Here is a 16,755-nt window from a genome sequence, read left to right as displayed (position 1 = left end):
GGGAGGAGGAGATCGAGATCTCCGGACTGGGCCGGTGCTGAAAAGGCACTGGCCCTTTCTTTCATGCGGTGCCGGCATCTATGGCGGGGCCGATGCCCAATTGCCGCCATATTCCGATGAAAGCGAGGAGGCGAACGGTGTCGCCGGCAGCAGGCTGGCGGGAACCTCACTCGCAGTCGGGCGTTCTCCCGCAAGGAAATGCGAGGTATGGTTGGCTAAATGTTAAGAATGGCAACCATAAAGTGCGGACCCAATCGCTAGGGTCAAGTGGCCGATCGTCGAACTGTTGAACAAGTCTGGAACGCTTATGAACACCAGTCGCCGCCTGTTTCTCACCGGAGCTTCCGCGCTCGCCGTGGCATTTGCCGCCGGCGCCGCCAGCGCCCAGGACGCCGTTGACGGAATCCTGAAGGCCTCGGGGCAGGGCGGCTGGGACGACACGTTCGACGCCCGCGCCACGGAAACCGGCAAGGTCGCATCGACATTGCCGATCTTCAGCCCGCAGACGGTGACCTATACCGAGCAAGCCATTGCCCAGTATCGCGACATCGTCGCCCAGGGCGGCTGGCCGCAGGTGCCGGCCACCAAGAAGCTGCAACTCGGCGTTTCCGATGCCGATGTCGCCGTGCTGCGCAAGCGGCTGATGGTCTCCGGCGATCTGTCGGCGAGCGCCGGCCTGTCGGAATCCTTCGATTCCTACGTCGATTCGGCCCTGAAGCGCTTCCAGACCCGTCATGGCCTTCCGGCCGACGGCGTCACCGGCAAATACACCTTCGCCGCCATGAATGTCTCCGCGCAGGTGCGCCTCGGCCAGCTCGAAACCAATCTGGTGCGGCTGCGCTCGATGGGCGGCTTCCTCGGCAACCGCTATGTGATGGTCAACATCCCGGCCGCGCAGATCGAGGCGGTCGAGGGCGATCGCGTCGTGCTGCGCCACACCGCCATTGTCGGCAAGATCGATCGCCAGACCCCGATCGTGAATTCCAAGATCAACGAGATCATCGTCAATCCGTACTGGAACGCGCCGGTCTCGATCGTCCGCAAGGACATCATTCCGCTGATGCGGAAAAACCCGAACTATCTGAAGGACAGCCACATCCGCCTGCTCGCGCCCGATGGCTCGGAGGTCGATCCGACCACCGTCGACTGGTCGACCGAGGAAGCCGCTAAGTACCGCTTCCGCCAGGATCCGGGCACCGGCAATGCGATGGCCTCGGTCAAGATCAATTTCCCGAGCCCGGACGGCGTCTACATGCACGACACGCCGCAGCAGAGCCTGTTCGGCAAGCTGATGCGTTTCGATTCGTCGGGCTGCGTGCGCGTGCAGAACGTGCGCGACCTCGTCACCTGGATCCTGCGCGATACGGCCGGCTGGAGCCGCCAGCATTTCGAGGAGACGATCAAGTCCGGCAACAACACGCCGGTCGCGGTCACCAATCCGGTGCCGGTCTATTTCACCTATATTTCGGCCTGGTCGACAGGCACTGGCGTGGTGCAGTTCCGCGACGACGTCTATCGTCGCGACGGCGTCGACGAGTTGCAGATCACCTCGTCGCTCTAAGCAGCGCGCCGATCAAATTCAGTCACGGCCACCGCGGCAGCGCCGGTGGCCGTTTCATTTTTCCAGGCAGACGTCGCGCACGCATCCGCGCAGCCAGCGATGCGCCGAGTCAGCGTCCAGGCGAGGGTGCCACAGAAGCGAGATCGTGAATTCCGGCACCGGCACCGGCAGGGGAAACCGGAACATGCCGTCGCGCAGGTGCCCCGTATAACGTTCGGGGACACTGGCGATCAGGTCGGTCGCCCGTGCAAAGGCCAGCGCTTCCGAAAAACCGCCGACGATGGTGACGATTTCGCGCTTCAATCCAAAGGGCTCCAGCGCATCGTCGATGGGCGCCTTGTCGGAACCGCGCCGCGAGACGAGGATATGGCGACCGGCTGCATAGCGCTCGGGCGTGACCCGGCCCTCGCACAAGGGATGGCCGGTGCGCACGACGCCGACAAAGCGGTCGTGAAAAAGGGCCTGCGCGCGGATTTCGGGACCTGTCGTGTCGCCGATGACACCGGTTTCCAGATCGACGCTGCCTTCGCGCAGCGGCGCACTGTCCTTGTCGGGCTTCGGCACGAAACGCAGGCGCACGCCGGGTGCCTGCTCACTGACGCGGGCGATGAGGCGTGGCCCGAAATTTTCGACGAACCCGTCGGAATTGCGCATCGTGAAGGTGCGTACCAGCCGTGTCAGGTCGAGCGCCTCGGCCGGACGCAGGGCGGCTTCCGCGTCCTCGACGATCTGGCCGACGCGTTCGCGCAATTCCAGCGCGCGCGGTGTCGGGACGAGGCCGCGACCGGCACGCACCAGCAACGGATCGCCCGTCGTCTCGCGCAGCCGGGCCAGCGCGCGGCTCATCGCGGAGGGGCTTAGCCGCAGCCGCCGCGCGGCGCGCGCCACGCTGCCTTCGGCAAGCAGCACGTCCAGGGTGACGAGGAGATTGAGGTCGGGGCGCGTCATCGATCGAGCATAACGCAGTCGAGGCGATTTGATGAGGCGTTTCATGCACGAATGAAATGCAAATGATGCGCCTTCCGCCATGTTTGGCCAGGAGCTACCTGTCTGTCGACCATTTTCGAGGTCGGTCAACGTTGGAGCTCACCATGCAATCGAACACGAACGGCGCCGCGGAGCGAAGCGGGGCAAAGCCGCGGGTCAGCGGCTGGGTGCTGGCCAGCCTGGCGCTCTCCATGCTCTTGTCGTCGCTCGGCATCAGCATCGCCAATGTCGCCTTGCCTGCGCTGGCCCAGGCCTTCGATGCGCCATTCCAGCACGTGCAGTGGGTCGTTCTGGCCTATCTGCTCGCCGTCACCATCATGATCGTCAGCGCGGGGCGGCTTGGCGACATCTTTGGGCACAAACGTGTCCTGCTTTTCGGTATTGCCTTGTTCATGCTGGCTTCTGCCGCCTGCGGCCTCGTCTCGTCGCTCTGGATGCTGGTGGCGGCCCGAGCCTTGCAGGGGCTGGGAGCGTCCGTCCTGATGGCGCTGACCATTGCATCGGTGCGGGACATCGTCGCCGACGGCAAGACCGGCAGCGCGATGGGGCTGCTCGGCACCATGTCGGCGATCGGCACGGCGCTCGGTCCCTCGCTCGGCGGTTTTTTGCTCGCGTCGGCCGGCTGGCGCGCGATCTTCCTTGTCATGGTGCCGCTGGGCGTTCTGAACCTCCTGCTCGCCTCCCGTTTCCTGCCTGCATCGAGGCCTGCGCAAAAGGCCGCCGGTTTCGACGGGCCCGGCACGCTGCTGCTCGGCGCAGCACTTGCCGCCTTCGCGCTCGCCGCGACCAGCGGGGGCGGGCGCTTCGGCTGGTCGAACGCGGTGCTGCTCGCCGGCGCCCTTGTGGCCGGGGGCCTGTTCCTGCTGGTCGAGGCGAGGGTGGCCTCGCCGCTGATCCGCCCGTCCGCCTTCCGCAACGCCGGGCTGAGCGGCAGCCTCGCCATGAACATGCTGGTGTCCACGGTGATGATGGCGACCTTCGTGGTCGGTCCGTTCTATCTCTCCCGTGCGCTCGGCCTGAACGCCGCTTCCGTCGGCTTGGTGCTGTCGGTCGGCCCGGTCATCGCGACATTGACCGGCATTCCGGCCGGCCGCGTCGTCGACCGGCTGGGGGCGTCGGCCGTCGTTCTCGTCGGGCTGACGCTGATGGCGGCCGGCGCGTTCGCACTGGCCACGATGCCGGCGGCCGCGGGCGTTGCCGGTTACATCGCCGGCATCGCGGTGCTCACCCCCGGCTATCAGCTGTTTCAGGCCGCCAACAACACGGCGGTGATGATGGATGTGGCGCCCGACCGTCGCGGTGTCGTTTCCGGCATGCTCAGCCTGTCGCGCAATCTCGGGCTGATCATCGGGGCCTCGGTCATCGGCGCGGTGTTCGCCCTGGCCTCGGGTGCGATCGACGGCGCCGCCGCGCCGCCCGAAGCCGTCGCCGCCGGCATGCGGACCTCCTTCGCGGTGGCCGGTGGTTTGATGCTCGCCGCGATTGCCATCGGCTATCTCAGCCGCCGGCGCCTCGACGTCGCCCTGGCTGAGGATCGCGGGTGACGATGCCGGCGCATCGCGCATTGAATCGGAACTCGGGCATAAGGCCTTAATTTCGAAAGGGATTCTCCTCTTACGCTCGCGATTGCCGTCCCTGTCGTGTCGCGGAGCGCGGGTGCATATTTGATCTTTTGTGTTTTCCGTTGTATAGAACCAATTAGTTCCAGAACTAAGTGGTTCCATATATGCAACACCAGGACCCGATGAGCCTCACCTTCGCCGCGCTGGCCGATCCGACGCGTCGGGCGATCCTCGACCGGCTGCGCCATGGCGAGGCGTCGGTGGCCGAACTGGCGGTGCCGTTCGACATGACGGTGCGCGCGGTGTCGAAACACATCGGCGTGCTGGAGGCGGCGGGGCTGGTGACGCGCGGTCGCGACGCGCAGCGGCGGCCGAGCCAAATCCGCGCTGAACCGCTTGCCGGCATCGATGCCTGGCTGGACGATTACCGGGCGCTGTGGAACAGCCGCTTCGATCGGCTGGATGCGCGCCTCACGCGTTTGCAAACAGGAGGCGACAATGACGCATAAGGACAAGACCACCGCGGCGGTCATGCTCGATCTGACGATCACCCGTCGGTTTCAGGCTCCGCCGTCTTTGGTTTTCGCGCAATGGGTGACGGCGGAAGCGATCCGCGACTGGTTCGCGCCGGACACTTATGCAACGACGGACTGCACCGTCGATGCCCGCCCCGGCGGGGCCTGGCGTCTGCGTTATCGCTCCGACAAGGGCGACGAATTCGTCGAAAACGGCGTCTTCCGCGAGATCGCGCCGCCGGAGCGCCTGGTGCTCACCCTGACCCAGGCCCACAGCGCCTTTGCCGGTCCCGAGACCGTCATCACCGTTACTTTCCGCGCGGTGGATAGCGGCACCGAGATGACTTTCCACCAGAGCGGCTTCCGCGAACAGGCGCATCGCGACGGCAACGCCGAAGGCTGGCAGGAATGCTTCGACAAGCTGGCGCGTTTGCTCGCCGCGTAGTTCCTCGACCGACGCTCTACGCGGGGAACGGAACTCACGCCGTTGCGAGATCGAATCACGATTTCGAGATAAGCGATTGTCCAGGAAGAGAAAAAAGCCGTCCGGCGGGTGAAAGTCACCGCGCCGGGGCGGCTTTTTCTTGACGCGGCTTGCCGCTTCGGCCCCTATGTCCGGGGAGGTCGAGCCCGTCACCCCTGGAGAAACGCTTGGCCGTCGCGACACTGATCCTCCTGCTTCTCGTCCTGGTCGCCGCCTCCGGCGTTCTGGTGCGCATCCTGCCCTTGCCGCTGCCGATCATCCAGATCGGGCTCGGCATTTTGCTCGCCTGGCCGATCGACGGGCTGAGGGTCGAGCTGGAACCGGAACTGTTCCTTCTGGTGTTCGTGCCGCCGCTTCTGTTTATCGACGGCCTGCTGCTGCCGAAGCGCGAATTCGCCGAATTGGCGCCGCGCATCTTTGGCCTGGCTTTCGGGCTCGTCTTCTTCACCGTCGTTGTCTTCGGCTACGCGCTGCATTGGCTGCTGCCGCAGGTGCCGCTGCCCGTCGCCTTCGCGCTGGCCGCCGTGCTGTCGCCGACCGATGCCGTCGCAGTGTCCTCGATTGTCGGGCGCGATCTGGTTCCCGCCCATATCCGCCACATCCTGGAAGGCGAATCGCTGCTCAACGATGCGTCGGGCCTTGTCGTGCTGCGCTTCGCTGTGGCCGCCGCGCTCACCGGCCAGTTCTCGATCGGCGAGACGGCGATGACCTTTGTCCTGGTCGCGCTCGGCGGCGCGCTGGCCGGTTTCGCCATGTTGTGGGCAACGGCCAAGGCGCTGCGCATCGTCGCCAGGCTCGGCGACATCAGGCCCGAGGTGGAAGTGGTGATCCTCATCCTGCTGCCTTTCGCTGCCTATCTCCTTGCCGAACAGTTTCACTTCTCCGGCATCCTGGCGGCGGTGACGGCGGGTCTCTATGTCGGCCGCTCCGGCCTGTTCGGCTCGCTGTCGATCCCGGCGCGCATGCAGAACATGGCGCTCATCGAAGTCCTGTCCTTCACCTTCAACGGCGTCATCTTCCTGCTGCTCGGCCTGCAACTGCCGACGATCATCCGCAACGTCCCGCCGGACCTGTCGCTCTATGGCACGATCTGGGAACCGGTGCTGGCGGTGATCACGCTGACGCTGATCCTGCTTGCCATCCGTTTCGCCTGGATCGTCTTCGGTTCGGCGGTCCGCGGCGCGGTCGATCGCTGGCGCGGGCGGGCGTCGCTACGGCTCACCACGCGGCTCAAGGTGGTGATGACGCTGGCCGGCGTGCGCGGCGCCATCACGCTTGCCGGCATCTTGTCGCTGCCGCTCGTCATCTCGGAGAACGGCCCGCCCTTTCCGGCGCGCGACCTCGTCGTCTTCATCGCCGCCGGCGTCATCATCTGTTCGCTGGTGCTGGCCAGCATCACGCTGCCGGTGGTGGCGCGCGGCATCCCGCTCGACGACGAGGACATGAACGCCAATGAGGAGCGGTTGGCGAGACAAGTCGCGGCCGAGGCGGCGATCGCGCGCATCGAAGAGATGGTCGACGAGGCGCATGCCGACCCGGCGCTGCACGAGGCGCGGCTGGCGGTTTCGCAGCGGCTGATCCCCAATTACCGGCAGCGGCTCGGCGCCGGCGACGCGGACGATCCGGCGGCCGTGGACATGCAGCCGGTGCTGCAATCGATGCGCGACGCAGCGCTTGATGCCGAGCGCGCCGCGCTTGTCGATCTGTTGAGAGCCCGCAAGATCAACGACACCACCATGCGCGCGGTGATGGGCGAGGTGATGCTCGGCCTGGCACTCAGCGCCAGGAAGCAGGCAAACAGCCCGGCCAGGGCGAAAAAGCCGGCGGCGAAGAAGGCGGGCGCCAAGCGATAGCGCCCGCCCTTGGCTCAGCGGCCGTCTTCGGAGGCGGCGGCGAAGAAGTCTTCCGGCCCCTCGACCTCGATCAGCTTGCGGTTCTCGATCTGCCAGAATCGATTGCCGACGCCGCGCACGAAACTGCGGTCGTGCGAGACCAGCAGGCAGCTCGCCTCCTGCACCATCAGTTCGTTCTCCAACGCTTCCTGGCCGTCGATGTCGAGATGGTTGGTCGGCTCGTCGAGCAGGTAGAAGTTGGGATTGGTGAGCCTGAGCACCAGCATCGCCAGCCGCGCCTTCTGCCCGCCCGACAGCCGGCCGATCGGTCGCTCCTGCATGTCGATGCCGATGCCGGCGCCGGCCAGCAGCGCCCTGAGACGCGGGTCGCCGAACTCGAAACGACGCCCGACGGCGGCCATGGGCGTATCGCTGTCGGCAAGGTCGGACAGCGCCTGGTCGACATGGCCGAGCGCCAGCGACGGCGTGGCGCGGATGCCGGCTTGAGCGCTGCCCACGCCGGCAATCGCGTCGCGCACCAGGCCGACCAGTCGCGATTTGCCGGAGCCGTTGCGGCCGAGCAATACGATGCGGTCGCCCTGGCAGATCCAGCGCTTGCCGGTCTTGAACAGCAGCGCGCCGTCCGGTGTGCGCACCTCGGCGTCGTCCAGCGTCACCAGCTGCTTGGCGTGGGTGCCGCGATTGGCGAGCCGGATGGCGCCGGCCGAACGCTCCTGATGGGCGGGGCGGGCGGCATCCTCCAGCCGTTCCGCACGGTCCTTCAACTGCTTGGTCTTGATGACCAGGAGATCACTGCCGGAGTTGATGCCGATATTGTTGAGCTTGGCCGCCTGCCGGCGCAATTGCTGGGCCGCCTTCATGTCGCGCTGGAACTGCCGTTCCTGCGAGGCGTCGATCTCGTCCCGCGCGACGCGCGCCCGCGAATAGGGCAGGGCGAAGGCCTGGCTCGCCTCGGCGCGCAGGAACAGCGTGCGGTTGGTGACGGCGTCGAGGAAGGCGCGGTCGTGGCTGGCGACGATCAGCGGGATGCTCTGCGGCAGGTCGCGCAGCCAGTCTTCCAGCCAGCGGATGCGGGCGAGGTCGAGATGGTTGGTCGGCTCGTCGAGCAGAAGCGCGTCGGGATCGTTGATCCAGACGCGCGCCAAAAGCGCGAGCCGCTGCCAGCCGCCGCTCAGCGCGCCGAGTTCTCGCTCGCGCAAGTCCTGCGGCACCTCGAAGGTCTCCAGCACCACATCGGCGCGCCAGCTTTCGCTCTCCGCCTGTTCGGCCGGCAGTGCCTGTCGCACCGCCTCGTGAAAGGGCAGGGCGAGCAGGCCGGGTGCTATATCCTGCTCGACATGGCCGATGGTGAGCCCGCGGGCGCGGGTGACAGCGCCTTCGCCGGGTTCCAGCGCGCCTGCGATGACGCGAAGCAGCGTCGACTTGCCCCGGCCATTGGCGGCGACGATGCCGACGCGGTCGCCGGCCTCCACCGAGAGGTCGAGATTGGAAAACAGGCGGGCGCCGAGGGTGACGCCGAGTGCCTTCAGATTGATCAATGCCATGGTCGTTCTCTGGTCTGTCGCGAGCCGCGCCGGCGGCCGGGCATGTCCTATGCCTGGCGTCTCATGCCGGAACTGCGTTGGCTCGGTGTTTTGACGAAACGCGAACGCGGCTTGGCCGGCGTCGCGCTACCCCTTGGGGCAGACCAGAAAGAGATGCGGTGAGGCGATCGTCCTGAGGTCAGCCCTGCAAACGCATTTGCAGGGCCTGGTTCGGGCCGCACTGACGATGGTGATTAAACCTGGGATGATTAAATCCGGTCACGCAGCCCTCCTTTCTTTCTCGACGGTTGCGCGAAATAGATAGACGTCGTCGCGTCTCCACGCAAGCGGCGGCGGTCAGGCCGGCGCGTAACGTGCAAGCACGACACCTTGCGGCAACAGTTCCTGGCTGAGCGGGCGCAGCGTCATCGCCTTGCCGTCCGCGAAAAACGGCTTGCCTTCCCCCAGCACCACCGGCTGCAGATAAAGATGATATTCGTCGATCAGGCCATGGCTGGCCATGCTGGCGGCGAATTCGGCGCCGCCGACGAGGATAAGACCATCGGTCTCGGCCTTCAGGCGCTTCAGGGTCCCGGCGGCGTCCGTGCTGACCAGCCGCGCATTGGGGCCGACCTCGCGCAACGTCGTCGAGCAGACGAATTTCGGCGTGGCGCGCCAGGCCTGCGCGAACTCCCACGCTTCCGGCGGCCAGGCGTCGTCGTCCGTGTCCCAGTAGCGCATCAGCTCATAGAGCCTGCGGCCATAGACGGCGACGGCGGTCGCTTCCATCAGCCGGTTGAAATGCCGGTGCAGCGGCGCTTCCGGCACCGGCAACACCAGTTCGCCCGACGGCGCGGCGATATAGCCGTCGAGCGACATCGAACTGGCAAAGATCGTCGTGGCCATGATTTCCTCCTCAATCCGCTTGCATTTTGCAATCGGATCGCGGGGATGGCAAGCGGAATCCCGTGCCGTTGGCACCGGCCAATTTCGCGAGGCTGCGCGTTTGCGAAAAACGACGCGATCCGGCCAGAGGATTTCGCAGCGCAAACGTGGCGGGGCGCATACAACTGTGTTAATGGCGCCGTGACTCCCTGACAGCAAGGATCCCAGCGCATGGCAACAGCAGCGGCCGTTTCGAACTCCCTCGAATCCTTCTTTGGAACTCCGCTCGCGGAGGTCGATCCGGAGATCTTCGGCTCGATCCGCAACGAGCTCGGTCGCCAGCGCCACGAGATCGAGCTGATCGCTTCGGAAAACATCGTCTCGCGCGCCGTTCTGGAAGCGCAGGGCTCGATCATGACCAACAAATACGCCGAGGGTTATCCGGGCAAGCGCTACTATGGCGGCTGCCAGTTCGTCGACGTCGCCGAGGAGCTCGCCATCGAGCGCGCCAAGAAGCTGTTTTCCTGCAACTTCGCCAATGTCCAGCCGAATTCCGGTTCCCAGATGAACCAGGCCGTGTTCCTGGCGCTCTTGCAGCCGGGCGACACCTTCATGGGCCTCGACCTCAATTCCGGCGGCCATCTCACCCACGGCTCGCCCGTCAATATGTCCGGCAAGTGGTTCAAGGTCGTCTCCTACGGCGTGCGCAAGGACGACCATCTGCTCGACATGGATGAGATCGAAAAGCTCGCCCAGCAGCACAAGCCGAAGCTCATCCTGGCCGGCGGCACCGCCTATTCGCGCGTCTGGGACTGGAAGCGCTTCCGCGAGATTGCCGATTCGATCGGCGCCTATCTGATGGTCGACATGGCCCATATCGCTGGCCTCGTCGCCGGTGGCCAGCATCCGTCGCCGCTGCCGCATGCCCATGTCGTCACCACCACCACGCACAAGTCGCTGCGCGGCCCGCGTGGCGGCATGATCCTGACCAATGACGAGGACATCGCCAAGAAGGTCAATTCGGCGGTGTTCCCCGGCTTGCAGGGCGGCCCGCTGATGCACGTCATCGCCGCCAAGGCGGTGGCCTTCGGCGAGGCGCTGAAGCCCGACTTCAAGCTCTACGCCCAGAACGTCGTCGCCAACGCCAAGGCGCTGGCCGAAAGCCTGAAGGAAACCGGCCTCGACATCGTCTCGAACGGCACCGACAACCATTTGATGCTGGTCGATCTGCGTCCCAAGAACGCCACCGGCAAGCGCGCCGAGGCAGCACTTGGCCGCGCCAACATCACCTGCAACAAGAACGGCATCCCGTTCGATCCCGAGAAGCCCTTCGTCACCTCGGGCGTGCGCCTCGGCACGCCGGCCGGCACGACGCGCGGCTTCGGCCAGGCCGAGTTCCGCGAGATCGGCAAGCTGATCGCCGAGGTGCTGGACGGGTTGAAGGTGGCCAATTCCGACGAGGGCAATGCCGCTGTCGAGGCCGCGGTGAAGGCCAAGGTGGTGTCGCTCACCGACCGCTTCCCGCTCTATCCCTATCTCGGCTAAGCCGTTGTTTTAAAGAAGGTACCCGCCGATGGATATCCTGTGGAAGGGTGTTGTCGGCGGGCTGGTGACGGCGCTCATTGTCTGGGCCTCGAAGCGTGGCAATGTGTTGCCGGGCATCCTGCCGCTGGCCCCGACCTTCGCCGTCATCGCGCTGCTCGCCGTCGGTGCCAAGGGCGGCGCCGACGGGTTTCGCGAGGCCTGTCTGGCCGGCGCCAAGACCATCCCTGCCTATCTCGCCTTTCTCGGCGCCTGTTATTTCCTGATCGATCCGCTCGACTACCGGCTGGCGGTGCTCGGCGGCCTCGTCGTCTGGCTTGTCGCCGCGCTCGCGATCTTCCTTGCGCCCCGCTATTTCTGAGCCGGAACAGGTCCCGGCTGGCTTGAATCGCTCTGTTTCGGCGCTGGTTCCAAACCGCGGCCGACATCACCGGCGCGGTGCAAGATGTGGATTGGATGCGTGGAGGAAGACGCGGGTCGAAAGAAAGAACGTTGTCCGTTCAATCCCTTGCCGAAAACCGAGCGAGAAATCGCGCGCGGATTTATTCACGCCACTCGCCTTCAGTTGACAATCGGCCCATCGCCCTCACGGGAACCTGGTGCGCACCGGGTATCAGGGAGGGCGCCGGTGCCGGACTGGCAGCGCTAACGGTGGCGGTGTCTGGTGACGAGCCCTAAGTCCGGGCCCTGGAAAAACCCGGCCGCCGAAAATGGCGGCTTGAGGCCCGAAGTCTGCCGTCGCGAAGGACGGCGAGGTCGGTCCGGGGCAAGAACACCGGCGGGGCGCCCGGAAGGCGCCACGTGCTATTTGCTAAGAGGCACCGACCCGGCGCCCCGCTTCCCACCTCCCGCAACGGGAGTGTTTTTTGACAATGGCCAGACTGCGAAAAGCAGGGCGTGGCGATGAAGAAGTGTATCAACGCAACCGCGCGTCGACGCGACTGTACCGCCGTCGTCATTCCGGCCGAGCGCAGCGAGAGCCGGAACCCATTGGCCGCACCATCGTCAAGCATGGCCCGGTCCTCGTTCTGGACCGTTCAGACAGCCGAACCGACGCCGCATGTTTCACCGCTGTCCACGCGAACCGAGGTCCCGGCTGTGCTCAATGCGCTGGGACCAATGGGTTCCGGGTCGGCGCTCGGCTTCGCCTCGCTGGCCCGGAATGACGAAGGCGTGGGATGGGACAAGCCCGCGACTGCGGGCCGCCGGTCGAAGACCACAAGCGCGACCGACCGATTGGATTCCGCATCCGCGCTTCCTACTTGTGCCGAAAGGCTCTAGCCTCCCGCGCAATCAGAATCGCTAGCCAAGGCTCACCATGCGCTGCCCCTATTGCCAGTCCGAAGACACGCAGGTGAAGGATTCGCGTCCCGCCGAGGATGGCGCCGCCATCCGCCGGCGCCGCGTCTGCCCCGATTGCGGCGGTCGTTTCACCACTTTCGAGCGCGTGCAGCTGCGCGATCTGGTCGTCGTCAAGAAATCCGGCCGCAAGGTGCCGTTCGACCGCGACAAGCTCGCCCGCTCGGTCGAGACGGCGGTGCGCAAGCGCAATGTCGATCCCGACCGCATCGACCGGGCCGTCACCGGCATCGTGCGCCAGCTCGAAAGCTCGGGCGAGACCGAGATTCCCTCGGCCGAGGTCGGGCGCCTGGTGATGGACGCGTTGAAGTCGCTGGACGACGTCGCTTATGTGCGGTTCGCCTCCGTCTATCGCAATTTCCGCGAAGCCAAGGATTTCCATGACGTGCTCGGCGAACTGAAGGGCGACGAGGACGCCGGCTAGACCGTGGTTTCGCACAGCAGCCCAGAACAGCACGCCCTCGACCGCCGTTTTATGGCGGCGGCGATCCGCCTGTCGCGGCGCAATCTCGGCCGCACCGCCACCAACCCCTCCGTCGGCACCATCATCGTGCGCGACGACGGCAATGGCCCGATGATCGTCGGCACCGGAGTGACGGCGATCGGCGGGCGTCCGCATGCCGAAACCGAGGCACTGGCCGAGGCCGGTGTGCTGGCGCAAGGCGCCACCGCCTATGTGACGCTGGAGCCCTGTGCGCATCACGGCCGCACGCCGCCTTGCGCCAATGCGCTGGTTTCGGCCGGCATCGTCCGGGTGGTCGGGGCCGCCAGCGATCCCGATCCGCGGGTGTCCGGCAAGGGCTACGCTATTTTGAGGGCCGCCGGTGTCGAGGTGGTCGAGCGGCTGCTGGCCGAGGAGGCCGCCGAACAGATGGCCGGCTATATGAACCGGTCGCTCAAGAAACGACCTGAAGTGGTTCTGAAGCTTGCGCTGTCGGCCGACGGCATGATCGGCCGCAAGGGCGACGGCCAGATATCGATCACCGGCGACGCGGCGCGGCGCGAGGTGCATCTGATCCGGGCGGAGACCGACGCGGTGCTGATCGGTATCGGCACCGCGCTGGAGGACGATCCGGCGCTCACCGTGCGATTGCCCGGACTGGAGACTCGTTCGCCGGCGCGCATCGTGCTCGATCGCCATATCCGGTTGCCGGAAAACGCCAAGCTGGTGGCCGAGGCAGACCGTGTGCCGCTCTACATCGCCGCCTGCGCCGAGGCCGACCCGCATCGGCGGGCGGCGCTTGAACGGCGCGGCGTGCGTTTCATCGGCACCGAGACGATCGATGGCCGCGTCGCCTTGCCGGAACTGATGGAGGATCTGGCCGCGCTCGGCATGGCGAGCGTGCTGGTCGAGGGCGGCGCGGAGGTGGCGAAAGCCTTTCTCGACGAGGGGCTGGTCGACCGTATCGTGCTGTTCACCGGGCCGGAGACGATCGGCGAGGGCGGCATTGCCTCGCCCGTCGACGCGGGCAGCATTCCGGCCGGCTTCCGCAAATTGCGCGAGACACGCTTCGGCGAGGATCGCGCCACCGAATGGATAAGGGATCTCTACTGATGTTCACCGGCATCGTCACCGACATCGGCACCGTCGCCGCCGTCAGCCCGCGCAAGGAAGGCGTCGGCCTGCGCATCGACACCGGATACGATCCCGCCACCATCGACCTCGGCGCCTCGATCTCCTGCGGCGGCGTCTGCCTGACGGTGACGGCGCTGCCCGAACAGGGCTCGAACGCCCGCTGGTTCGAGGTCGAGGCGTGGGAAGAGGCGCTGAGGCTGACGACGGCGTCCGGCTGGCAGGCCGGCACGCGCATCAATCTGGAACGGGCGCTGAAGATCGGCGACGAACTGGGCGGCCACATCGTGTCCGGCCATGTCGACGGCACCGCCACGATCCTGGCGCGGGAAGACGAGGGCGATGCCGTGCGTTTCACGCTGGAAGCGCCGCGCGAACTCGCCAGGTTCATCGCGCCGAAGGGTTCGGTGGCGCTGGATGGCACCTCGCTCACCGTCAACAAGGTGGAAGGCACACGCTTCGACGTGCTTCTGATCCACCATTCGCTGCAAGTGACCACCTGGGCGGACCGGCAGGCAGGCGACCGCGTCAATCTCGAGATCGACACCATGGCGCGCTATGCGGCGCGGCTGGTGGAGGCCGCGAAAGAGGGGCTCTGACGGAGCGGAACGCCGCCGGTCGGCCAAGACACTGAAACGTCGCTTGCGCCCGCCGCCGCTTCGGCCTAAGTCACCGGCAATCCCGGAGACCTTCATGGCTGGCATATCCCAACACGGCAAGGCGTTCATCCGTCCCGAGCGGAACGCCCATCTACTCATCATCGAGGCGCGTTTCCACGACGACCTCGCCGACGCATTGCTCGACGGCGCCACCAGCGCGCTCAAGGAAGCCGGCGCAACCTGCGACATCGTCACTGTTCCGGGTTCCCTGGAAATTCCAGCGGTCATCGCCTTCGCGCTCGACGGCATGGCCGAGGGCGGCAAGGTGTATGACGGTTTCGTCGCGCTGGGTTCGATCATTCGCGGCGACACCTATCATTTCGACATCGTGGCCAACGAATCGAGCCGCGCGCTGATGGACCTTTCGGTGCAGGAATCGCTTTGCATCGGCAACGGCATCCTGACCACCGAGAACGACGAACAGGCCTGGGTGCGCGCCAGGAAGAGCGAAGGCGACAAGGGCGGTTTCGCCGCGCGCGCCGCGCTCACCATGATCGCGCTGAAAGACAGACTGGGAGCGCAATCGTGACCGAACCGTCCGAGCCCGGCTCCGTTCCGCGCCAGGCCAACAAGCGCGGTGCCGCTCGGCTTGCCGCCGTGCAGGCGCTCTACCAGATGGACGTCGCCGGCTCCGGCCTGCTAGAGATCACCGCCGAATACGAGGCCTTCCGGCTCGGCAAGGAAGTCGACGGCGCGCTTTACCGCGAGGCTGATGCGCAGTGGTTCCGCGCCATCCTGGCCGGCGTGGTGGAGAACCAGAAGACGGTCGATCCGGTGATCCGCCAGGCGCTGACCGACGACTGGCCGCTGTCGCGGCTCGATTCGACGCTGCGCGCCATCCTGCGCGCAGGCGTCTACGAGTTGATGAAGCGCGAGGACGTGCCGGTGGCGGTCATCGTCTCCGAATATGTCGACATCGCCAAGGCCTTCTATTCCGAGGACGAGCCGAAGCTGGTCAACGCCGTGCTCGACCGTGTGGCGCGCCGCATGCGCGGCGAGGGAAGAGGCAAGGACGCACGATGAGCGTGGTGACGGCGGCCGCACAAAACGAGGCGCGCCGCACGACCTACATCCTGTCCGCCGCGCAGGCGGTGTTGGGCTCGGCCGGGCCGATCTGTTTCGCGCTCGGCGCGCTGGCCGGCGAATATATGCTGGGGCCGGACAAGTCGCTGGCCACCGCTCCGCTCACCGGTTACTCGGTCGGCCTGGCCGTGGGCGCGCTGCCTTCGGCGGCGCTGATCCGCAAGCTCGGCCATCGCGACGGATTTCTGGTCGGCACGGGCGTGACCGGGCTCGTCGCCACCATCGCCCTGTTCCAGTCGAGCTTCTGGCTGTTCGTCTTCGGCCTGCTGGTCATCGGCGCGGGTGCTGCCTTCGTGCAGCAATTCCGCTTCGCCGCCGCCGACAACGCCCCGCCTGAATTCAAGGCGCGCGCCATTTCCTTCGTCCTGGCCGGCGGCATCATAACCGCCATCCTCGGCCCCCAGGTGGTGATCTTCACCAAGGACCTTCTGGCGCCGGTGCCTTTTGCCGGCGCCTTTGCCTCGATCCTCGGCCTGGTGGCCTTGGGCGCGGCGATCCTGTTCTTCCTGCGCCCCAACCATGCGACCAAGACCGTCGAGGTCGCCGCTGACGGTGGTCGCCCGCTTGCCGAAATCATCAGCCAGCCGCGCTTCTTCATCGCGCTTTTGTGCGCGGTCGGCTCCTATACGCTGATGACCTTCGTCATGACCGGCGCGCCGTTGGCCATGGTCGGCTGCGGCCTCTCGTCGGACGAGGCGACGCTCGGCATCTCCTGGCACGTAATGGCCATGTTCGGGCCGAGCTTCTTTACCGGGCGGCTCATTCACCGTTTCGGCGCTCCGGCCATCGTGGCGATCGGCTTCGTTTTGTTGATCGCCTGCGCAGTGGTGGCGCTCTCGGGAATCCAGCTGTGGCAGTTCTGGACCACGCTGATCCTGCTTGGGCTCGGCTGGAATTTCGGCTTCATCGGTTCGACCGCCATGGTGACGGAAAGCTACCGGCCGGAAGAGAAGGGAACCATCCAGGGTTTCCACGACCTCGTGCTGTTCGGTGCGGTGGCGTTCGCCTCGCTGATGTCAGGAGCGGTCTACAATGCCTGGGGCTGGAACATGCTGGCCTGGGTGGTGTTTCCGATATCGCTTCTGTGCCTTGTCGCGCTCGGCGGGCTTCGCATGACGGCTTTGCGCGCAGCCAACTGACACGACGCTGTCGGGATAGGTGCCGCGAAC

16 protein-coding genes are annotated in these 16,755 nt (G+C 66.1%); 13 read left to right on the top strand and 3 right to left on the bottom strand.

Features of this window, described 5'->3' with window-relative positions; all coding sequences use genetic code 11:
• The first annotated feature begins 307 nt into the window (after positions 1–307).
• Positions 308–1,561, top strand: a complete 1,254-nt coding sequence (locus tag QFZ88_RS03270) for a L,D-transpeptidase family protein (RefSeq protein ID WP_024926284.1) — start codon at positions 308–310, stop codon at positions 1,559–1,561.
• 54 nt (positions 1,562–1,615) lie between these two features.
• On the opposite strand, the gene QFZ88_RS03265 is transcribed toward QFZ88_RS03270, so the two are convergent.
• Positions 1,616–2,509: a LysR family transcriptional regulator gene (locus tag QFZ88_RS03265; protein WP_024926285.1), complete on the bottom strand. Its 894-nt coding sequence runs from the start codon at positions 2,507–2,509 to the stop codon at positions 1,616–1,618.
• Positions 2,510–2,652: 143 nt separating this feature from the next.
• Between QFZ88_RS03265 and QFZ88_RS03260 the strand changes: the two genes are divergently transcribed.
• From QFZ88_RS03260 to QFZ88_RS03245, 4 genes are all read left to right on the top strand, one after another.
• Positions 2,653–4,092 (top strand): MFS transporter, encoded by a 1,440-nt coding sequence (locus QFZ88_RS03260; RefSeq protein WP_024926286.1) that lies wholly within the window; start codon positions 2,653–2,655, stop codon positions 4,090–4,092.
• Positions 4,093–4,274: 182 nt separating this feature from the next.
• Entirely contained in the window at positions 4,275–4,619 is a 345-nt protein-coding gene (locus tag QFZ88_RS03255; RefSeq protein ID WP_024926287.1) for an ArsR/SmtB family transcription factor, read from the top strand.
• On the top strand, positions 4,609–5,070 hold the full coding sequence (locus tag QFZ88_RS03250; RefSeq protein ID WP_051504887.1) for an SRPBCC family protein: 462 nt from the start codon (positions 4,609–4,611) through the stop codon (positions 5,068–5,070). The genes QFZ88_RS03255 and QFZ88_RS03250 overlap by 11 nt, the downstream gene beginning before the upstream one ends.
• Before the next feature lie 206 nt (positions 5,071–5,276).
• Positions 5,277–6,962 (top strand): Na+/H+ antiporter, encoded by a 1,686-nt coding sequence (locus tag QFZ88_RS03245; RefSeq protein WP_024926289.1) that lies wholly within the window; start codon positions 5,277–5,279, stop codon positions 6,960–6,962.
• A 14-nt stretch (positions 6,963–6,976) separates the two neighbouring features.
• On the opposite strand, the gene QFZ88_RS03240 is transcribed toward QFZ88_RS03245, so the two are convergent.
• Both QFZ88_RS03240 and QFZ88_RS03235 read right to left on the bottom strand, forming a co-directional pair.
• Complete coding sequence (locus tag QFZ88_RS03240) at positions 6,977–8,506, bottom strand: ABC-F family ATP-binding cassette domain-containing protein (protein WP_024926290.1); 1,530 nt, start codon at positions 8,504–8,506, stop codon at positions 6,977–6,979.
• A gap of 336 nt (positions 8,507–8,842) precedes the next feature.
• Positions 8,843–9,391: a dihydrofolate reductase family protein gene (locus QFZ88_RS03235; protein WP_024926291.1), complete on the bottom strand. Its 549-nt coding sequence runs from the start codon at positions 9,389–9,391 to the stop codon at positions 8,843–8,845.
• 210 nt (positions 9,392–9,601) lie between these two features.
• On the opposite strand from QFZ88_RS03235, the gene glyA reads away from it, so the two are divergent.
• The 8 genes from glyA (at position 9,602) to QFZ88_RS03195 (ending at position 16,725) form a co-directional block, all read left to right on the top strand.
• Complete coding sequence (gene glyA, locus QFZ88_RS03230; protein ID WP_024926292.1) at positions 9,602–10,915, top strand: serine hydroxymethyltransferase; 1,314 nt, start codon at positions 9,602–9,604, stop codon at positions 10,913–10,915.
• 28 nt (positions 10,916–10,943) lie between these two features.
• The gene (locus tag QFZ88_RS03225) at positions 10,944–11,273 is read left to right on the top strand and encodes a GlpM family protein (RefSeq protein ID WP_024926293.1); all 330 of its coding nucleotides are present in this window, start codon (positions 10,944–10,946) and stop codon (positions 11,271–11,273) included.
• Positions 11,274–12,230: 957 nt separating this feature from the next.
• Entirely contained in the window at positions 12,231–12,695 is a 465-nt protein-coding gene (gene nrdR / locus QFZ88_RS03220; RefSeq protein WP_024926294.1) for a transcriptional regulator NrdR, read from the top strand.
• A gap of 51 nt (positions 12,696–12,746) precedes the next feature.
• Entirely contained in the window at positions 12,747–13,826 is a 1,080-nt protein-coding gene (gene ribD, locus QFZ88_RS03215) for a bifunctional diaminohydroxyphosphoribosylaminopyrimidine deaminase/5-amino-6-(5-phosphoribosylamino)uracil reductase RibD (RefSeq protein ID WP_024926295.1), read from the top strand.
• Entirely contained in the window at positions 13,826–14,443 is a 618-nt protein-coding gene (locus QFZ88_RS03210; RefSeq protein WP_024926296.1) for a riboflavin synthase, read from the top strand. Before ribD ends, QFZ88_RS03210 begins: the two co-directional genes overlap by 1 nt.
• Positions 14,444–14,537: 94 nt before the next feature.
• Entirely contained in the window at positions 14,538–15,032 is a 495-nt protein-coding gene (gene ribH, locus QFZ88_RS03205; RefSeq protein ID WP_024926297.1) for a 6,7-dimethyl-8-ribityllumazine synthase, read from the top strand.
• Positions 15,029–15,526: a transcription antitermination factor NusB gene (gene nusB, locus QFZ88_RS03200; RefSeq protein WP_024926298.1), complete on the top strand. Its 498-nt coding sequence runs from the start codon at positions 15,029–15,031 to the stop codon at positions 15,524–15,526. The genes ribH and nusB overlap by 4 nt, the downstream gene beginning before the upstream one ends.
• Positions 15,523–16,725 carry an MFS transporter gene (locus tag QFZ88_RS03195; RefSeq protein ID WP_024926299.1) on the top strand — a complete coding sequence of 401 codons (1,203 nt, stop codon included), beginning with the start codon at positions 15,523–15,525 and terminating at the stop codon, positions 16,723–16,725. Before nusB ends, QFZ88_RS03195 begins: the two co-directional genes overlap by 4 nt.
• The last annotated feature ends 30 nt before the right edge of the window (positions 16,726–16,755 follow it).

Source organism: Mesorhizobium sp. YL-MeA3-2017, assembly GCF_030814575.1.
GTDB classification, from domain to species: Bacteria; Pseudomonadota; Alphaproteobacteria; order Rhizobiales; family Rhizobiaceae; genus Mesorhizobium; species Mesorhizobium terrae.
The sequence above is the reverse complement of the archived record's forward strand: the minus strand, read 5'-3'. Positions and strand labels throughout refer to the sequence as shown.

What these genes read in the sequence shown, in the direction of transcription:
- QFZ88_RS03270 (WP_024926284.1), top strand. Translation starts at nt 308, where the DNA reads ATGAACACCAGTCGCCGCCTGTTTCTCACCGGAGCTTCCGCGCTCGCC.
- QFZ88_RS03265 (WP_024926285.1), bottom strand. Translation starts at nt 2,509, where the DNA reads ATGACGCGCCCCGACCTCAATCTCCTCGTCACCCTGGACGTGCTGCTT.
- QFZ88_RS03260 (WP_024926286.1), top strand. Translation starts at nt 2,653, where the DNA reads ATGCAATCGAACACGAACGGCGCCGCGGAGCGAAGCGGGGCAAAGCCG.
- QFZ88_RS03255 (WP_024926287.1), top strand. Translation starts at nt 4,275, where the DNA reads ATGCAACACCAGGACCCGATGAGCCTCACCTTCGCCGCGCTGGCCGAT.
- QFZ88_RS03250 (WP_051504887.1), top strand. Translation starts at nt 4,609, where the DNA reads ATGACGCATAAGGACAAGACCACCGCGGCGGTCATGCTCGATCTGACG.
- QFZ88_RS03240 (WP_024926290.1), bottom strand. Translation starts at nt 8,506, where the DNA reads ATGGCATTGATCAATCTGAAGGCACTCGGCGTCACCCTCGGCGCCCGC.
- QFZ88_RS03235 (WP_024926291.1), bottom strand. Translation starts at nt 9,391, where the DNA reads ATGGCCACGACGATCTTTGCCAGTTCGATGTCGCTCGACGGCTATATC.
- glyA (WP_024926292.1), top strand. Translation starts at nt 9,602, where the DNA reads ATGGCAACAGCAGCGGCCGTTTCGAACTCCCTCGAATCCTTCTTTGGA.
- QFZ88_RS03225 (WP_024926293.1), top strand. Translation starts at nt 10,944, where the DNA reads ATGGATATCCTGTGGAAGGGTGTTGTCGGCGGGCTGGTGACGGCGCTC.
- nrdR (WP_024926294.1), top strand. Translation starts at nt 12,231, where the DNA reads ATGCGCTGCCCCTATTGCCAGTCCGAAGACACGCAGGTGAAGGATTCG.
- ribD (WP_024926295.1), top strand. Translation starts at nt 12,747, where the DNA reads ATGGCGGCGGCGATCCGCCTGTCGCGGCGCAATCTCGGCCGCACCGCC.
- QFZ88_RS03210 (WP_024926296.1), top strand. Translation starts at nt 13,826, where the DNA reads ATGTTCACCGGCATCGTCACCGACATCGGCACCGTCGCCGCCGTCAGC.
- ribH (WP_024926297.1), top strand. Translation starts at nt 14,538, where the DNA reads ATGGCTGGCATATCCCAACACGGCAAGGCGTTCATCCGTCCCGAGCGG.
- QFZ88_RS03195 (WP_024926299.1), top strand. Translation starts at nt 15,523, where the DNA reads ATGAGCGTGGTGACGGCGGCCGCACAAAACGAGGCGCGCCGCACGACC.